Source organism: Streptomyces avicenniae (genome assembly GCF_000719135.1).
Classification (GTDB): domain Bacteria; phylum Actinomycetota; class Actinomycetes; order Streptomycetales; family Streptomycetaceae; genus Streptomyces; species Streptomyces avicenniae.
The window spans coordinates 359,709-374,063 of sequence record NZ_JOEK01000003.1; the positions used below are offsets into that span (position 1 = coordinate 359,709).

Sequence of the window (14,355 nt, forward strand, 5' to 3'; positions counted from 1 at the left end):
GGGGGAGCCCGAGCGCCGCCCTGCGGCGGGGCGGCAAACGTCAACTCCGCTTGCAGCAAACGACTTTACGGGGTGTGACCGAGCGCTGCCGAACCGGGAGGGCGAGGCCCGCGGGCCCGCGTGGTGGGGCGGCCGGAAATCGCCCCCGCGCGCCGACACCGGCGGGCGCCGGACGGCCGGGGGCCGCGCCGCCGCCCCGGCGCCCGGGTCCGGCAGAATCGGACGCATGAGTGAGCCCCAGAAGTACGCCGACCGCGCCTACCGTTCCGGTTCCGCCATCGTGGGCGGCGTGCTGCTGCTCGCCCTCGCCGCCTGGCTCGGCACCGACGCGATCCTGCGCGGCGACGGCAGGACGCCGCTGGTGGCCCTGTCGGGACTGGTGTTCGCCGTCCCGCTGATCGTGGCGTTCTCCGTCCGCCCGGCGGCCTTCGCCTCCGACGAGCGGCTGCGCGTGCGGAACCCGTTCCGCACCGTCACGCTGCCGTGGAGCCGCGTCGAGACCGTGCGGGCGCGCTACTCGTCCGAGGTCGTCGCGGACGGGCGCACGTACCAGATCTGGTCGATCCCCGTCTCGTTGCGGGGCCGCAACCGCGCCAACCGCCGCCGTGAGCAGGCGGAATCCGGCCGCATGCCGCGCAGCGGGCGCTTCGGCACCTATGGCACGCCCGCCGACGACCGCGCCGCCGCCGAACCGCCCGGCCTGGCGGCGGGCGACGCGGCCATCGCCGAGCTGCGCGACCTGGCCGAGCGCCACCGCGAGAAGCCCGGCGCGCAGGGGGACGTCGAGATCCGCTGGAGCCTGGAGACGCTGATCCCGCTGGCGGCGGGCGCCGTCGCGCTGCTCGTGCTGTGGCTGACGCGCTGACCTGCCCTTCGGGGGCGCGCGGCGCCGGGTTTGCCACCCGGCCGTCGCTCGCGCATGATCGCCTCCCATGACGAACCCCCGCCCCGCCGAGGCCGCCCGCCCCCTCGCCCTGATCACCGGTGTCGGCCGCGGCGCCGGGATCGGCGCGGGCATCGCCCGTAGCCTCGCCTCGTCCGGCTGGGACGTCGCCTTCACCTACTGGACGCCCTACGACCGGCGCATGGCCTGGGGCGCCGAGGAGGGCGCGCCCGAGAGCATCGCGGCCGACCTCGCCGCGCGGGGCGCCGCCACGGCGGCCGTGGAGGCCGACCTCGCGGACCCGGCCGCCCCGGCGCGCGTGCTGGACGAGGTGGAGGGCCGCCTCGGCATGGTCACGGCCCTGGTGCTCAGCCACTGCGAGTCGGTCGATTCCGGGCTGCTCGACACCACCGTGGACAGCTTCGACCGGCACTTCGCGGTCAACGCGCGGGCGAGCTGGCTGCTGATCCGCGAGTACGGCCGCCGCTTCACCGGCCCCCACGGCACCGGCCGCATCGTCGCCCTCACCAGCGACCACACCGTGGGCAACCTGCCGTACGGCGCCAGCAAGGGCGCCCTCGACCGCATCACCCTCGCGGCGGCGCACGAGTTCGCGTCCCTCGGCGTGACGGCGAACGTCGTCAACCCGGGTCCTGTGGACACCGGTTGGATGACGGACGAGCTGCGCGACGAGGTCCGCGCGGCCACCCCGCTCGGCCGCCTCGGCACCCCGCAGGACGCGGCGCACCTCGTGGACTTCCTGCTGTCGCCGCAGGGCCAGTGGATCAACGGCCAACTGCTGCACAGCGACGGCGGCGTGGCCTGACCCATCGGCCGCCGGGCGGGGAGAACGCCGCCGCCGCTCAGTCGTCGGGGTCGGTGAGGATGCGGAAGGCGAGTTCGACCTCGTCGGGCAGCGGGGGCTTCGGCCGCCATGGGGGCGACGACCACGGGCCGACGCGTTCCGGCGGGGATATGTGCGACGGTTCCTCGCCGCTCTCGACCAGGCCGCGCCAGCGGCGTCCCAGCACGGTGCGCGCCCCTCGGAACCAGCGCCGAGTGCGGGGGCGTGGGGGCGGCGACGGTTGTCCCGGTGTCACGTACAGGCCGTCGTCCTGCACGCCGGGGCCCGCGACCTCGCCGTAGTCGGCGACGGAGCCTTCGAGTTGTTCCAGGCACCGCCCGCACGCGTACAGCGGCGCCTCTCCCGGCGGGGACGCGACCGACACGGCGCCGACGCATCGCACCAGCGTGACCCGGTGCCCGCACCACAACCAGCAGGCGCCCACGAGCCATTCCTCGGTGTTCACCGCTGCTCCTCCTGCGCCTTGCCGAGCACCCGCAGTACACACAGGAACGCGACGACCAACCCCAGCAGCGCGCCCCCGCCCACCACGGCCACGACGCCGAGGACGCTGCCCGCGCACCGCAACGCGCCCATCAGACCGCCGCCTTCTCGTCCGAGGAGGTGAGGTCGAGCACGAACCACACGCTCTTGCCGCCCGCTTCGGGGTCACAGCCGAAGTCCCGGCACATCGCCCGCAGCATCCACAACCCACGGCCCGACTCGGCGTCCCAGGCAGGTTCCGAGACGACCGGCACACACGGCGAACGGTCCGCCACCCGCACCGTCACCCGCCCACCGGCCAACACCACCGACAGACGGCAGTACGAGTCACCGACGTGCCGCTGCACATTGCCCAGCAACTCGGAGACACCCAACCGCGCGACGTCCACCGCACCGTCCGAGGCCCCCCACGAGCACAGCACCAGGCACACCGTGCGCCGCCACGTCTCGATGTGCCGGGCATCGAGGTGTAAGTCCCAGGTGAACGCGGCACCGCTGGAGCAGAGATCGAGCACATGGCTTGGTAGGGGCATGAGGGGCTTCCTTCGCCGTCCGTGACGAGACGGCTACAAGCCTCGCGGCCGGAGAGCTACGCTGACCAGGGGTTTCCCGATGCCTCTTGACGGGACAACAATCGACTGCTCTCAGGGGATCGTTGATGGGTGCGCGCAAGTCAGAAGTGAAGCCGATGGCACCGGCACGCTGGAGGTTCATGACCGAGCTGGCCAAGCTGCGGGAAGAGAGCGGAATGTCGCTCGGGGAACTGTCCGACCGGGTCCGGTACGACCGCTCCTACCTCAACCGCCTGGAGCGCGGCGAGCGCTTGGGCGACCTGGAGACGGCCCGGCGCCTGGACGAGGTGTACGGGACGGGGCGCGGTCTCCAGAACCTGTGGTGGCTGGCCAAGGACGACGCCTACCTCGGCCGCTACCAGCGCTACATGGAGCTTGAGGACACGGCCCGGATCATTCAGCGATACGTGCCGCAGACGATTCCGGGGCTACTCCAGACCGAGGAGTACGCTCGCGAGCTTCTATGGTCCGTGCCTCACCGCCCCGATGAAGAGGAAGCTCTGGAAGACCAGCTTTCCCTTCGCCTGGGGCGCCAGCAGATTCTGCGCAGGGACACCTCCCCAGCTCACCTGCGCATTGTGTTGGACGAGGTGGCATTCGCACGTCCGCTGAGGGACAAAGAAGCGTGGAACCGGCAGCTCCAACGCCTGCTCGACGACGCCCAGCTCCCGAACGTCACGATCCAGGTTCTTCCGTTGACCGCAGGCCTTCACGATCTACTGGGCGGCTCGCTGACCATCATGTGGCTCCCGGACGGGAGCTCCGCTGCCTATCAGGAGGGCAACAAGTCGGGCGAAGTGATCGAGGAACCGGGCGAGGTGGAACAGCTCCGTCTCTCCTACGATGAAGTCAGCGCCCGCGCGCTACCTCCCCTGGACTCCTTGGAGTTCATCCGCAAACTGATGAAGGACGGCTGACGACATGCTCACTCCCGGAGCCGACATGAGCGCCGCGCGCTGGCGCAAGTCCAGCTACAGCAACGGGGGAGCCGACAACTGTGTAGAGGTCGCCGACGGCTTCGCCCTCGTCGTGCCGGTCCGTGACTCGAAGGCGCCCGACCACGTCCTGACCATGCCCACCGCCTCTTGGCGCGCGTTCGTCGGCCTGGTCAAGAACTGAGGTCGCGTACCGGTTCGCATCAAGGCGTCGAGGCTGTGCCTGGTGAGGCGGGGACCGTAGCCCGGCTGAGGCGGAGAGTTGTCGAGGACTCCGGCGGGCTTCCGGCCCGGAAGGCGGCGGCCGGTGATTCCGGGCTACCACCGGATGGAGGGTAGCCCGCGGGAGAGCGGACCGTCCGGTCCCCACGGCGGGTCAGCGGACGAGAAGTCGGTGAAGCCGCAGGCAGGTCAGGCGGAGCCGAGGAAGCCGACGGCTCGTTCATCGAGTTCGACCGCGTAGCGCAGTCCGCGGATGCGGTAGGGGGAGAGATCGCGGCGCAGGTTCCGGACGGCTTTTCGGGTGCGGGCGGAGGCGACGCCGTCCATGTGGTCCATGGCCCGCGACCACGTCGCGCACGCCTCTTCGACGCCGCCCTGCTTGAGCTGGGACTCGGCGGCGGCGACCAGGTCGAGGGCGACGATGCGGGCGTAGGTACCGGCCGGGCGGGAGGCGGCGGCCCGGGCGTAGTGCTGTCCGGCACGCCGGTGGTCGCCGAGGGCCTGGTGGACCTTGGCGGTGCGGGACGCGACGGTGGCCTCCGGCGGGCCCCAGGCCAACGCCCAGAACGGCACGTCTTCGCCGCGGCCGACGTCCAGAGCGGCGCGTGCGGCCTGGACTTCGGCGACGGCCTGGCGGCGTCGGCCGGTCTGGGCCAGGGCGTGGGCATGGGTGATGTGGAACAGCGCCTCGGCGCGGGCCGGAACGTGCCCGGCGGCCCGCTCCAGCCCCGTCTGGGCGAGGTCCAGGCAGCGCTCGGGCCGGTGGAGCTTGATCCCCTGCTGGGACATGGTGCGCATGACGAACCCGTCCTGGCCCGGCTCGCCGGACTCCACCGCCAGGGCGAAGGACTGCATGTAGTACCGCTGCGCGAGACCCTGCTCGCCTGAGTCGTACGCCTTCCATCCGGCGAGGTGGGCGGCGGAGGAGGCGACGGAGAGCATCTGGCGGCGCAGGTCGTCGGTGCGGAAGCGGGCCCTGCACAGCGGGGCGACATCGGTGATGAGGTACTGCACGAACGCGGCCCGTCCGTGCTGGCCGCCGAGGCGTTCGTCCATCTCGGTGAACAGGGCGACCATGTCGCGGACGGCAGTGATCTCCGCCGCTCCCACCGTGGCGCCGCCGCGGGCCGCGGCGGCGCGCTCGGCCGTCTCCTTGACGTGGCCGAGGGGCCGCACGGTGGCGGCCATGGAATAGGCGGAGGCGGTCAGGAACCGGCGTCGGCGCACGTCAGCCTCTCCGATCGTCGCGAGTACCCCGACCGGGTCCGGGCCGAGGGCCAAGCCGATGCTTTCATCCTCACCGCCGAGGGGGGAAGGAAGCCCGAGGTCTTCGAAGGTGACGCGGCGGCCCAACCGGCGGGAGAGCGCTTCGGCGAGGTAGCGGATGGTGGCCTCTTCCGGCACTACTCCGCACACCCAGTGGTGGACCGCGGACTTGTTGGTGGCCGGACGCTCTCCTGTCTCGGCCGCAACGGCGCGCACGGACCGGGCAGTGGCCTCGTACGTCAGCCTCGCCTCGTCCAGAAGTTCCCTGAGCTGGTGGTTCGGTGTGCGCTTCGACATCGGCGCCCGCCTCGTATACCCGATATACCGCTCCGCCGGTCTCTCACCGTACCCGCGAACTCCCCTACGGGGTTCACTTCTTGCAGAACACCGGTGACGGACAGTCCGCCACCGGGAGAGCTTGCGAAAGGAGGTGAGCGCGATGGAGCAGCAGACCGCCGAGGTCTACGCCCCGCCCCTCGTGCTGGACGCCGGTGATGTCACCGAGGTGACGTTGGGGTCGAACAACTTCGACACCGCGGACGACACCCAGTACGTCAAGTCCGAGGACGACTGACGCCGATACGGCCCAGGGCCGGGTCCGGGGACTCCAGCCATGCCCCGGGCCCGGCTCGCACGCCTGCTTCCAGGACGAGGGACGAAGGAGTGAGTTGACGTTGAGGTGGTGCACAGGGTGGGTGGGACGGTCGGCGCCCGGCGTACGGCCGCTGGACGGCCGGAAGGTGCCTGGCTGGGACGCGGTGTGGTCGGTGGGGCAGCCCGCCGACCGCGTGCGGACGGCGCGCGCGGGCGATACCGCACTCGTCGTGGTCGGGGAGTGCGGGGCGGATGACGCTCAGCTCGCCGCCGGTCTGCGCCTGGTCCGGGCCGCCCGCTGGCGGGATCTCACCTGCTGGCCCGGCTCCTACCTGGTCGTCGCGGTACACGGGCCGCTGACCGTGGTGATCGGCGACCTGTCCGGGCAGCACCCGGTCCACTGGCGCCGGAAGGACGGCGGGGTGTGGTGGGCGAACGCGGCCTCCGCCCTGGCCGCCCTGGACACCGCGCCGGTCGATCAGGTCACACTCGCGGCGCATCTGGCCATCGGCCAGCCCGATGTTCTCGCCGAGCGGTCGCTGTTCCGCGACATCCACCGGGTATCGCCCGGCCGCCTCCTGCGCATCGAGGCCGACGTCCTGGCAGTCGAACGGTTCGAGCCCGCCGAGTACGAGCCGGTCCCGCTCGCTGAGGCGGCGCCCAGGGTCGGGGCGGCACTACGGCTCGCGGTCGCCGCCCGGCTCGACGGCCACCGGCCGGTGAGCTGCGATCTGGCCGGGATGGACTCCACCACCCTGACCTGCCTGGCGGCCGGGCACGGGGCAGTGACGGCCACCACGTTCACCGACCCGCGCATCCGCGACGACGACCTGGCCTTCGCCCGCCGCATCGCCGCCACCGTGCCCGGCCTGCGGCACCGCGTCGTCACCGGGGAGGCGGGCACCGCCTACTACAGCGGCCTGGACGACCTCTCCCACCTGCCGTCCACCGACGCCCCGAACCCGTACACGGTCACCGCGGCGATCAAGCGCGCCGTGCTGGCCGCCGCCACCCACCGGGGACCGGGACTGCACTTCACCGGTACCGGCGGCGACACCGTGCTCTCCGCGACCGGTTACCTGCCGGACCTGCTCCGCGCCCGCTCCTACCGAACAGCATTCGCCCACGCGCAGGCCCGCGCCCGCATCGGCCGAACCTCGGTATGGGCCGTGCTGCGGCGGGCCCACCCGGCATCCCGAACCACCTTCCCGGGCTCTCTCCGGCTCGCCGCCGCCGAGTTGCGCCGTCCGGCCCGTCCCTGGGATCCGAACCACCGGCCTCCGCAGACCTTCACGCCGTTGCTGGCCACCGCCGCATGGATGACTCCGTACGGCCGCGACCTGCTTGCCGACGTCCTCGACCACGCCGCCGACGGCACCACGGCGGCGCCGGAGTGGCTGGCCTCGTGGACCGACCGGCAGGACCTGCTCCACCTGGGCGCGGACATGAACGGGTGGCGGGCGCTCGCCGAGGGCGAGTTCGGTACCGAGCTGGCCTCCCCCTACCTGGACAACGAGGTGATCCGCATCTGTCTGGCCGTCCCGCCCGCTGAACGCGGCGCCCCCGGAACGTTCAAGCCGCTGCTGGCCGCCGCCTTCCCGAACGGACCCGTACCGGCCTTCGTGCTCCAGCGGGTGACGAAGGGCGGGTTCAACGGCGTCTCCTACGCGGGCTTGCGCGAGCACGCGCCCACCATCCGTGCCCTGCTCGGCCCCGATTCCCGCCTCGCCGCTCTCGGCCTGGCCGACTTCGGACCTGTGGCGGCGGTGCTCCGGCGTGCCGCCGCCGGGCAGCGCGCGCCGCAGGGCTCCGTGCACCTGGCGGTCGCGGCCGAGGTGTGGCTGCGGCAACTCGACGTCCGCCCCGCTGCCTGGTGGGAGGAGGTGACCAGCCGTGTGGCGGCTGAGTGAGGACGCGCATCCGGTCCTGACCGATGACGGCGGCGCCATCCTGAACGCACGTACCGGCCGGTGGACCCACCTGACGCCGACCGCTGCGGCGGCCGTGATGCTCCTGTGCGCCTCCACCACCGTGGAGGAGGCGGCCGGGCAGTACGCCCAGCGCTACGGGCTCACCCCCGGCCGGGCGGCGGCCGACGTCACCATGGTGGCCGACGCCCTCACCGCTGCCGGGCTCGTCGGGGACTGCCCGCAACCGGGAGCACGGCGAAGCCGGTTCCGCCGGGGGTGGTGGCGGTGACCACCATCCAGGCGTACACGGCCCACCGGGCCGGGACCTTCACCGAACGGTGCGCGGCCCGGCTGGGACTGGCCGCCGCCCTGGTGCTGCTGAGGTTGCCGTTCCGGTACACCGTTCGCGTCGTGCGGCTCGCCCGATGCGCCGGCCGCCGGCCGCTGGCCCGGGGCCGCGCCGAGGAACTGGTATCGGCGGTGCGGTACGTCGGCCGCCGCTGGCCCGTGCGGATCGCCTGCATGGAGTCGAGTCTCGGCGCCGTGCTGGCCGCAGCGATCCTTCGCCGTCGTCTCACCTGGTGCCTCGGGGCGCGATTCACCCCGCCGCCGGTGGAGTACCACGCCTGGGCGGAGATCCCGGTCCACGGACCGGTGGGTGAGTACACGACCGGTGGGTGGCACCACCACACCGCCCTCCAGATCTGATCAGGGCAACGGCCGGACGTGTCCTTCACCCGGCCGGGTCAGTTGAGCACACGAGTTCCCCATTCCTCCGAGGAGTGAAGAGTGTTGAGCGCACCCGCCGTCGATGTCCCCGTGGCACCCGAGGTCACCCAGGCCGCCGAGACCGTGCCGGAGAAGCACTACACCCACCACGACGGGCGCGGTCCCACCGTGCACCGCACCAACCCCGTCTTCGTCCACCGCGACATCTCCCACCTCGCCGTCGCCGACGGCATGAACGTGCTGGAGATCGGCACCGGCTCGGGCTACTCCGGCGCTCTTCTCGCCCACCTCACCGGCCCGGCCGGGTCGGTGACCAGTGTGGACATCGACGGCTACCTCACCCGTTGGGCCAACCTCATCCACCACCGGCGCGGCCTCACCCAGATCCGCTGTCACACCGCCGACGGCACCGGCGGTTACCCGGATGCCGGGCCGTACGACCGGATCGGCGCTTGGTGCGCGCCGCCGCTGCTGCCGAAGGCGTGGGTGGACCAGAGCACCGAGGGCGGCCGGATCGTCTCCACCCTCCCCGTCGCCCCCGTCCCGGACCTGACCGTCCTCGCCGTCCTCCGCGTCACCGGTGGTCGGCCGGAGATCGAGGCCGTCACCGGCGGCAATTACATCGACACCACCCCCTCCCCGAAGGTCGATCTCGACCTGCCCGGCCGTTGGATCGACTGGGAGACCCGGACGCCTGACCACTGCTGGATCTCCATCGCCTGGCGTGGCCGGGACGACTGGCACCACGCCGGTGCCCGCGCCGCCCTGGAACGGCTCGCTGATCCCGCCCACACCGAGCCCGCCCCGGCTGAGGTGTCGTGGAAGCCGCTCCAGTACTGGGCCGCCGCCACGGCGGACGAGGGTCTGACCCTCGCCCGCTTCGACGGCGGCATGGTGTTCGGGCACTCCACCGCCGCCTCCGCCGCTGCCCTCACCAAGGACGGTCGGCTCATCGCGGACGCCCCCGACTCGCCCTCCCTGGCCGTCGTCCGCGGTTGGATCGACGGCTGGAACGCCGCCGGGCGCCTCGCTCGCGACGACTACACACCCCTCCTCGTCCCCGCTGACGGGCCGGACGGCACTGGCTGGAACCTGCGGCTGACCCGTTAGCACCGGGCAGCTTTGAGGCGGAAGGAGCATCGGGGTGTCCGAGACATCGGCGGCCAGTGCCGCTGAGCTGCGCGCCGCTCTGGTGCGGGCGCTGCGAGAGGCCCGGCGGATCACCAGCCCGCAGGTGACCGAGGCGTTCGCCGCCGTTCCCCGGCATGTTTTCCTGCCGGGGACCGGGCTGGAGGACGCCTACCGCGACGACGCTGTGTTCACCAAGCGCGCTGCGGACGGCAGGCCGCTGAGTTCGGTCTCCGCGCCCTGGCTGGTCGCCACCATGCTGGAACGCCTTGCGCCACGCGCGGGGGACCGGGTGCTGGAAGTGGGGTCCGGCGGATACAACGCGGCGCTGTTGCGGCACGTGGTCGGCTCCACCGGATCGGTGACCAGTATGGACATCGATCCCGACGTGACCGGCCGCGCCGAGGTGTGCCTCAAGCAGGCCGGGTTCTCCGATGTCCGGCTGGTGACGGGCGACGGCACCACGGGAGTGCCCGACGGGTTCCCGTACGACCGGCTGGTGGTGACCGTGCAGGCGACCGAGATCGCTTCGGCGTGGCTGGATCAGCTGACCGGTGACGGGCGCATGGTCGTGCCGATGCGGCTCCGCGGGCTGGGGCGGTTGCTGACGTTCACCCGTGAACGGGCCGGTCTGTGGCGTGGTGATGGTTGGGAGCAGTGCGGGTTCGTCGCGATGCAGGGGCCCGGGGCCCGTGACCCGGTGGCCACCGCCGTCCTGGCCGACGGGGTGCGGTTGCGGTGGGACGGCGGGGCGGCACCTGACCCGGTCCGGCTCGCGACGGCCTTCCGCGCCGAGGGACGCGAGGTGTGGAGCGGGGTGACCGTCACTGCCACCGAGGGGAGCCGGGCGGTGCTGGACCTGTGGCTGGCGACCACACTCGACGCCTTCGGCCGCCTGCACACGTCCTCCTCCGCCGTGCCGCAGGTGCTGCCCGGCGGCACCCCGGCCACCTGGGGGCCGGACACACTCGCCTACCTGGTCATGCGTCCGGTGCACGGGGACGCCACCCGGTTCGAGTACGGCGTCGCCTGGCACGGCTCCGATGCCGGGGTGGCTGAGGCGGTTGCCGAGCAACTGCGGGCGTGGGACCGCGATCACCGGGGCGGACCGGGCCCGGTGCTGTACATCGGCGCGGCGTCTGACGACGAAGCGACGTGCGTGAGGCGGATGTCGGAGCGCTCCGGACCGCGCCTCGTGCTGGCCTGGCCTCGAAGCGCGGCCTGTTCGGGGCCACGCCTGTAAGTCGTCCCGGCCCTGTCGGCCCAGGGGCAGCCGATCAACGGCGGCTCGGCGTGACCCACCCGACGGCCGGGGGCACGGCACGATGCGGCGTTTCCGCTTGTCTCGCCGGACGACCCCCGGCTGAGGTAGGTGGATCAGCCGTAGAACTTCGCCACTCCCTCGGGAGCAGTCCCCGACTTGAGGTACTGTCCGGCGATGTTGGCGGATACGCGGCGGAACTCTTCACGGCTGATTCCGCGTCCATCGTCGTCGCGTTCGAAGTCCGTCCGGATCTCCGGGTCGGTCGATGGTTCCATGTTTCCGCTCTCGACGGAGAGTTGCATGGTGCGGGTCTGGTTTCCCTCGGCGTCCGCAGAGGTGATGACGCGAGCTTCTGTGTCGAGGACGAGGTGCGCGACCCGGCCACCGTCGTCAAGAAAGACACGGTAGAGGTGTGATTCCTCGGTACTGCTGACCAGCTTGGCGAAAAAAGACATCATGACAAGGATCTCCTGCGCGATGACGGGAAACCATGACCGTCCCCGGGCGGCGGCTTCCTGCTCCCAGGGGAAACGTGGGTCTCAGGGTAGCCAGGGTGAACAGGCCGTGTGAGTCTCGGAGTTCGGCCAGGTTGTCCGGCCCGCATCGAACTCGGCCCACAGTACGTCGCCCGGTTCTGGCACCTCGCTCGGACGGCCGGAGTTGGATGGGAATCCACACCCCGCGGACTTCTGGCGGACGCTCGATGAGCACGTACACGAACTCAGCTGGAGGTATCACCCGTAGCATGACCGGGCGATTGTGGCTGATGGTCGGTCCAGCGGCGGGTGTATTCGATGTGGATGTCCCGGCCGTTGCCGACGAGCGGGTGGCCCAGTTCCTCGCAGTGGTGGGAGTCGGCGCCGTGGTCCGGGGCCTGCCTGACGAGGTCGAAAAACATGCCCGCCGTCTCTCGGAACACCCTCGCGCTGCCGACCATGAACAGCGAGTGGGCGTGGACGTGTTGGTGGAACGTGTCCCGGTACTCGCGGTGGTGGTGCGCGGCGTGGTCGATCTCGCCGTCGCCGCGCAGGTCCGCCGGGGAGAGCCGCGCCGTGCCGCGCAGGCCCGCCCCGAGGCGTCCGCGCACCCGTTTCCAGTGGTGCGGCTTGAACTGCAACGAGTGGTGCAGCAGCACCAGATCGAGCGGCGGCTCCGCGCGCCGGGGGCCGCCCGCCGGAAGCGCGCCGTCGCGGAGCGGCAGGTAGACCAGCGAACGCCGTGACCGCGCGGCCAGCGACCACAGCATGCCGATGGACCGGGCGGCGCCCGCGTCCACGTTCATCTGGAGATCGCCCCACGCGGGCTCAGGGCCGACCAGCCGCGCGCGGACGAGCGGGTCGGCCGCGCGGATGACCCGGAACTCGTCCCGTCCGAGCCGGACGCGGTGCACGGTGATCCTCAGGGTCGCTGTGCTCATGGGCGGACCGTCGGCTCTCCTCTTTATCGGGTTGCGGGGGACGGGGGGCGTGGCGGCACGATCGCAGGCATGACGACCATCGAACCACCCGGCGTGCTGATCGTGACCGGTATGCCGGGGGCGGGGAAGTCCACGGTGTCACGGCGGGTCGCGTCGCTGTTGCCCCGGGCCGCGCGGCTCGACGGGGACGCGCTGAACGGCATGATCGTCAGCGGCCGGGTCTGGGCGCTCGGCGAACCTGCCGACGAGGCGGCCCGCCAAGTCGCCCTGTGCGACCTGAACCTGGCCGCGCTCGCCCGCAACTTCGCCGACGCCGGGTTCGCCCCGGTCATCGACTCGATCGTCCCGACCCGCGCGCAGCTCGACTTCTTCCTCGCCCGTCTCGCACCACGGCCCGTGCACCTCGTCGTCCTCGCGCCGGGCCCCGCGGTCTGCGCGGCGCGGAACGCCGCACGGGACCCCCGCGAGCGCGTGCCCTACGACCCTGTCGCTCTCGACGCGCAGATGCGCGCCGAACTGGCCGATCACGGCTGGTGGTTGGACACCTCCACGCTCACGCCCGAGGAGACGGCGCGGCGCGTCGTACGGGACGCCGCCCGCCGCGGCCTGGTGACGGCCGCCGCCTAGGATGTCCGTTATGAGCGCCGCCTACCTCGCCGAACTGTTCTCGCTGGACGGGCGCGTCGCCGTCGTGACCGGGGGAAGTTCCGGCATCGGCCGCGGCATCGCCGAGGCGCTGGCACGGGCGGGCGCGAGCGTCGTGCTCGTGGCCCGCCGCCCCGCCGAACTGGACGCGGCCGTGGACGCGTTGACGCGGGCGGGCTGCCGCGTCGCCCGCGTCTCCGCCGACCTGGCCAGCCGCGACGGCGTGCGCGCGGCGGCCGACGAGGCGGCGGCCGTCTTCGGCGAGCCCGACATCCTCGTCAACTCCGCCGGGATCAACCTGCGTCCGCCGATGGACGCGCTGGACGACGCCGCCTGGGACGCCACCATGGCCCTCAACCTGGAGGCGCCGCACCTCCTCTCCCAGCGCTTCGGCCCCGGCATGGCGGCACGCGGCTTCGGCCGGATCATCCATGTCAGCTCCCAGCAGGCGCACCGCGCGTTCGCGCAGAGCGGCGCGTACGGCGTCTCCAAGGGCGCGCTCGAATCGCTGGCCCGCTCGCAGGCCGAGGCGTGGTCGCCGCGCGGCGTCACCAGCAACACGCTGGTGCCCGGCTTCGTGCCGACGCCGCTCAACACCCGCCTGGCGTCCGACCCGGAGCGCGTCGCCGCGCTCGCCGCCCGCACCCTCGTCGGCCGTAACGGCCTGCCCGCCGACTTCGCGGGCGCCGCCGTCTTCCTGGCGAGCGCCGCGTCCGCCTACGTCACGGGCCAATCGCTGTTCGTGGACGGTGGCTTCTCCGTCCACTGACGCGCCTGAGACGCTACGCGTATGCCGCTGCTCGTGACGCCCGTGATCGCCGCCGACTCGATCGGCGCCCAGGACCAGCCGACGCTCCCCCTCGGGGACGGCCCCGTCCTGCGGCCCTGGTTGCCGGACGACGCCGAGGCGGTGGCAGCCGCCCACGAGGACCCGTTGATCCAGCGCTGGCACGCCCGCCGGGCCGACTCCGTCGCGGAGGCCGCCGGGTGGGTCGCGGGCTGGCAGGCGGACTGGGCCGCCGAACGCGGCCTCCACTGGGCGATCGCCGAGGGCGGCACGCTCCTCGGGCGGCTGTCGCTGAAAGACCTCGACCTGATCGACGGCACCGCCGAGGTCGCCTACTGGATGACCCCGGCGGCCCGCGGCCGTGGCGTCTGCCCGCGCGCCGTGCGGACGTTGACGGCCTGGGCGCTGGACGAAGCGGGCTTCCACCGCCTGACGCTCCTGCACTCGACGGCCAACACGGCGTCCTGCCGCGTCGCCGAGAAGGCCGCCTTCGCCCTGGAGGGCACGCTGCGCTCGGCCGCACTCCATGCGGACGGCCACCACGACATGCACCTGCACGCCCACGTCCGGGGCGACTGACCGGTACCGACCGTGCGGGAGCCCGGGCGGAACGCGTTCGAAGGATTGCAAACTTGTACGATTGCGGATCGTTCCA

General features: G+C 72.4%; 19 protein-coding genes. 13 read left to right on the forward strand and 6 right to left on the reverse strand.

Annotation, left to right across the window (positions count from 1 at the left end):
* The first annotated feature begins 226 nt into the window (after positions 1 to 226).
* The gene (locus tag IF27_RS08500; RefSeq protein ID WP_052848778.1) at positions 227 to 865 is read left to right on the forward strand and encodes a PH domain-containing protein; all 639 of its coding nucleotides are present in this window, start codon (positions 227 to 229) and stop codon (positions 863 to 865) included.
* Positions 866 to 932: 67 nt separating this feature from the next.
* Positions 933 to 1,709 carry an SDR family oxidoreductase gene (locus tag IF27_RS08505; protein ID WP_052848779.1) on the forward strand — a complete coding sequence of 259 codons (777 nt, stop codon included), beginning with the start codon at positions 933 to 935 and terminating at the stop codon, positions 1,707 to 1,709.
* 37 nt (positions 1,710 to 1,746) lie between these two features.
* Here the strand turns inward: IF27_RS08505 and IF27_RS08510 are convergent, their stop codons facing one another.
* Genes IF27_RS08510 through IF27_RS08515 form a run of 3 tightly spaced genes read right to left on the reverse strand, consistent with a single transcriptional unit; the run spans position 1,747 to position 2,764 of the window.
* Positions 1,747 to 2,193, reverse strand: a complete 447-nt coding sequence (locus IF27_RS08510; protein ID WP_052848780.1) for a hypothetical protein — start codon at positions 2,191 to 2,193, stop codon at positions 1,747 to 1,749.
* The gene (locus IF27_RS31790) at positions 2,190 to 2,324 is read right to left on the reverse strand and encodes a hypothetical protein (protein ID WP_263053834.1); all 135 of its coding nucleotides are present in this window, start codon (positions 2,322 to 2,324) and stop codon (positions 2,190 to 2,192) included. Before IF27_RS31790 ends, IF27_RS08510 begins: the two co-directional genes overlap by 4 nt.
* Positions 2,324 to 2,764, reverse strand: a complete 441-nt coding sequence (locus IF27_RS08515; RefSeq protein ID WP_110945679.1) for an ATP-binding protein — start codon at positions 2,762 to 2,764, stop codon at positions 2,324 to 2,326. The genes IF27_RS31790 and IF27_RS08515 overlap by 1 nt, the downstream gene beginning before the upstream one ends.
* Positions 2,765 to 2,943: 179 nt before the next feature.
* Between IF27_RS08515 and IF27_RS08520 the strand changes: the two genes are divergently transcribed.
* Together IF27_RS08520 and IF27_RS08525 are read left to right on the forward strand one after the other, a co-directional pair.
* Entirely contained in the window at positions 2,944 to 3,720 is a 777-nt protein-coding gene (locus IF27_RS08520; RefSeq protein WP_223290961.1) for a helix-turn-helix domain-containing protein, read from the forward strand.
* A 4-nt stretch (positions 3,721 to 3,724) separates the two neighbouring features.
* Positions 3,725 to 3,922, forward strand: a complete 198-nt coding sequence (locus IF27_RS08525; RefSeq protein ID WP_052848783.1) for a DUF397 domain-containing protein — start codon at positions 3,725 to 3,727, stop codon at positions 3,920 to 3,922.
* A gap of 227 nt (positions 3,923 to 4,149) precedes the next feature.
* On the opposite strand, the gene IF27_RS08530 is transcribed toward IF27_RS08525, so the two are convergent.
* Positions 4,150 to 5,523: an NsdA family TPR-like regulatory protein gene (locus IF27_RS08530; protein ID WP_052848784.1), complete on the reverse strand. Its 1,374-nt coding sequence runs from the start codon at positions 5,521 to 5,523 to the stop codon at positions 4,150 to 4,152.
* 142 nt (positions 5,524 to 5,665) lie between these two features.
* Between IF27_RS08530 and IF27_RS30050 the strand changes: the two genes are divergently transcribed.
* The 6 genes from IF27_RS30050 (at position 5,666) to fxlM (ending at position 10,830) form a co-directional block, all read left to right on the forward strand.
* Positions 5,666 to 5,800 carry a lasso RiPP family leader peptide-containing protein gene (locus IF27_RS30050; protein WP_110945680.1) on the forward strand — a complete coding sequence of 45 codons (135 nt, stop codon included), beginning with the start codon at positions 5,666 to 5,668 and terminating at the stop codon, positions 5,798 to 5,800.
* A gap of 121 nt (positions 5,801 to 5,921) precedes the next feature.
* Entirely contained in the window at positions 5,922 to 7,730 is a 1,809-nt protein-coding gene (locus IF27_RS08535) for an albusnodin/ikarugamycin family macrolactam cyclase (RefSeq protein WP_052848785.1), read from the forward strand.
* The gene (locus tag IF27_RS08540) at positions 7,714 to 8,019 is read left to right on the forward strand and encodes a PqqD family protein (RefSeq protein ID WP_052848786.1); all 306 of its coding nucleotides are present in this window, start codon (positions 7,714 to 7,716) and stop codon (positions 8,017 to 8,019) included. Before IF27_RS08535 ends, IF27_RS08540 begins: the two co-directional genes overlap by 17 nt.
* A complete protein-coding gene (locus IF27_RS08545; protein WP_223290962.1) occupies positions 8,016 to 8,438 on the forward strand; it encodes a lasso peptide biosynthesis B2 protein in 423 nt (140 codons plus the stop codon). The genes IF27_RS08540 and IF27_RS08545 overlap by 4 nt, the downstream gene beginning before the upstream one ends.
* A gap of 84 nt (positions 8,439 to 8,522) precedes the next feature.
* Positions 8,523 to 9,569 carry a protein-L-isoaspartate O-methyltransferase family protein gene (locus IF27_RS08550; RefSeq protein WP_052848788.1) on the forward strand — a complete coding sequence of 349 codons (1,047 nt, stop codon included), beginning with the start codon at positions 8,523 to 8,525 and terminating at the stop codon, positions 9,567 to 9,569.
* A gap of 34 nt (positions 9,570 to 9,603) precedes the next feature.
* Positions 9,604 to 10,830: a methyltransferase, FxLD system gene (gene fxlM / locus IF27_RS08555; protein ID WP_052848789.1), complete on the forward strand. Its 1,227-nt coding sequence runs from the start codon at positions 9,604 to 9,606 to the stop codon at positions 10,828 to 10,830.
* A 134-nt stretch (positions 10,831 to 10,964) separates the two neighbouring features.
* Here the strand turns inward: fxlM and IF27_RS08560 are convergent, their stop codons facing one another.
* Positions 10,965 to 11,309 (reverse strand): hypothetical protein, encoded by a 345-nt coding sequence (locus IF27_RS08560; protein WP_052848790.1) that lies wholly within the window; start codon positions 11,307 to 11,309, stop codon positions 10,965 to 10,967.
* Between the two features lie 263 nt (positions 11,310 to 11,572).
* The gene (locus IF27_RS08565) at positions 11,573 to 12,268 is read right to left on the reverse strand and encodes a hypothetical protein (protein ID WP_052848791.1); all 696 of its coding nucleotides are present in this window, start codon (positions 12,266 to 12,268) and stop codon (positions 11,573 to 11,575) included.
* Between the two features lie 69 nt (positions 12,269 to 12,337).
* On the opposite strand from IF27_RS08565, the gene IF27_RS08570 reads away from it, so the two are divergent.
* From IF27_RS08570 to IF27_RS08580, 3 genes are read left to right on the forward strand one after another with little or no spacing between them, the layout of a single operon-like run.
* Positions 12,338 to 12,895 carry an AAA family ATPase gene (locus IF27_RS08570; protein ID WP_052848792.1) on the forward strand — a complete coding sequence of 186 codons (558 nt, stop codon included), beginning with the start codon at positions 12,338 to 12,340 and terminating at the stop codon, positions 12,893 to 12,895.
* Position 12,896: 1 nt separating this feature from the next.
* On the forward strand, positions 12,897 to 13,682 hold the full coding sequence (locus IF27_RS08575; RefSeq protein ID WP_052848793.1) for an SDR family NAD(P)-dependent oxidoreductase: 786 nt from the start codon (positions 12,897 to 12,899) through the stop codon (positions 13,680 to 13,682).
* A 21-nt stretch (positions 13,683 to 13,703) separates the two neighbouring features.
* On the forward strand, positions 13,704 to 14,279 hold the full coding sequence (locus tag IF27_RS08580) for a GNAT family N-acetyltransferase (protein WP_052848794.1): 576 nt from the start codon (positions 13,704 to 13,706) through the stop codon (positions 14,277 to 14,279).
* Positions 14,280 to 14,355: the final 76 nt, after the last annotated feature.

Excerpts from the sequence above, each read along its gene's own strand:
- IF27_RS08500 (WP_052848778.1), top strand. The coding sequence starts at position 227 with ATGAGTGAGCCCCAGAAGTACGCCGACCGCGCCTACCGTTCCGGTTCC.
- IF27_RS08505 (WP_052848779.1), top strand. The coding sequence starts at position 933 with ATGACGAACCCCCGCCCCGCCGAGGCCGCCCGCCCCCTCGCCCTGATC.
- IF27_RS31790 (WP_263053834.1), bottom strand. The coding sequence starts at position 2,324 with ATGGGCGCGTTGCGGTGCGCGGGCAGCGTCCTCGGCGTCGTGGCCGTG.
- IF27_RS08515 (WP_110945679.1), bottom strand. The coding sequence starts at position 2,764 with ATGCCCCTACCAAGCCATGTGCTCGATCTCTGCTCCAGCGGTGCCGCG.
- IF27_RS08520 (WP_223290961.1), top strand. The coding sequence starts at position 2,944 with ATGACCGAGCTGGCCAAGCTGCGGGAAGAGAGCGGAATGTCGCTCGGG.
- IF27_RS08525 (WP_052848783.1), top strand. The coding sequence starts at position 3,725 with ATGCTCACTCCCGGAGCCGACATGAGCGCCGCGCGCTGGCGCAAGTCC.
- IF27_RS08530 (WP_052848784.1), bottom strand. The coding sequence starts at position 5,523 with ATGTCGAAGCGCACACCGAACCACCAGCTCAGGGAACTTCTGGACGAG.
- IF27_RS30050 (WP_110945680.1), top strand. The coding sequence starts at position 5,666 with ATGGAGCAGCAGACCGCCGAGGTCTACGCCCCGCCCCTCGTGCTGGAC.
- IF27_RS08560 (WP_052848790.1), bottom strand. The coding sequence starts at position 11,309 with ATGATGTCTTTTTTCGCCAAGCTGGTCAGCAGTACCGAGGAATCACAC.
- IF27_RS08565 (WP_052848791.1), bottom strand. The coding sequence starts at position 12,268 with ATGAGCACAGCGACCCTGAGGATCACCGTGCACCGCGTCCGGCTCGGA.
- IF27_RS08570 (WP_052848792.1), top strand. The coding sequence starts at position 12,338 with ATGACGACCATCGAACCACCCGGCGTGCTGATCGTGACCGGTATGCCG.
- IF27_RS08575 (WP_052848793.1), top strand. The coding sequence starts at position 12,897 with ATGTCCGTTATGAGCGCCGCCTACCTCGCCGAACTGTTCTCGCTGGAC.
- IF27_RS08580 (WP_052848794.1), top strand. The coding sequence starts at position 13,704 with ATGCCGCTGCTCGTGACGCCCGTGATCGCCGCCGACTCGATCGGCGCC.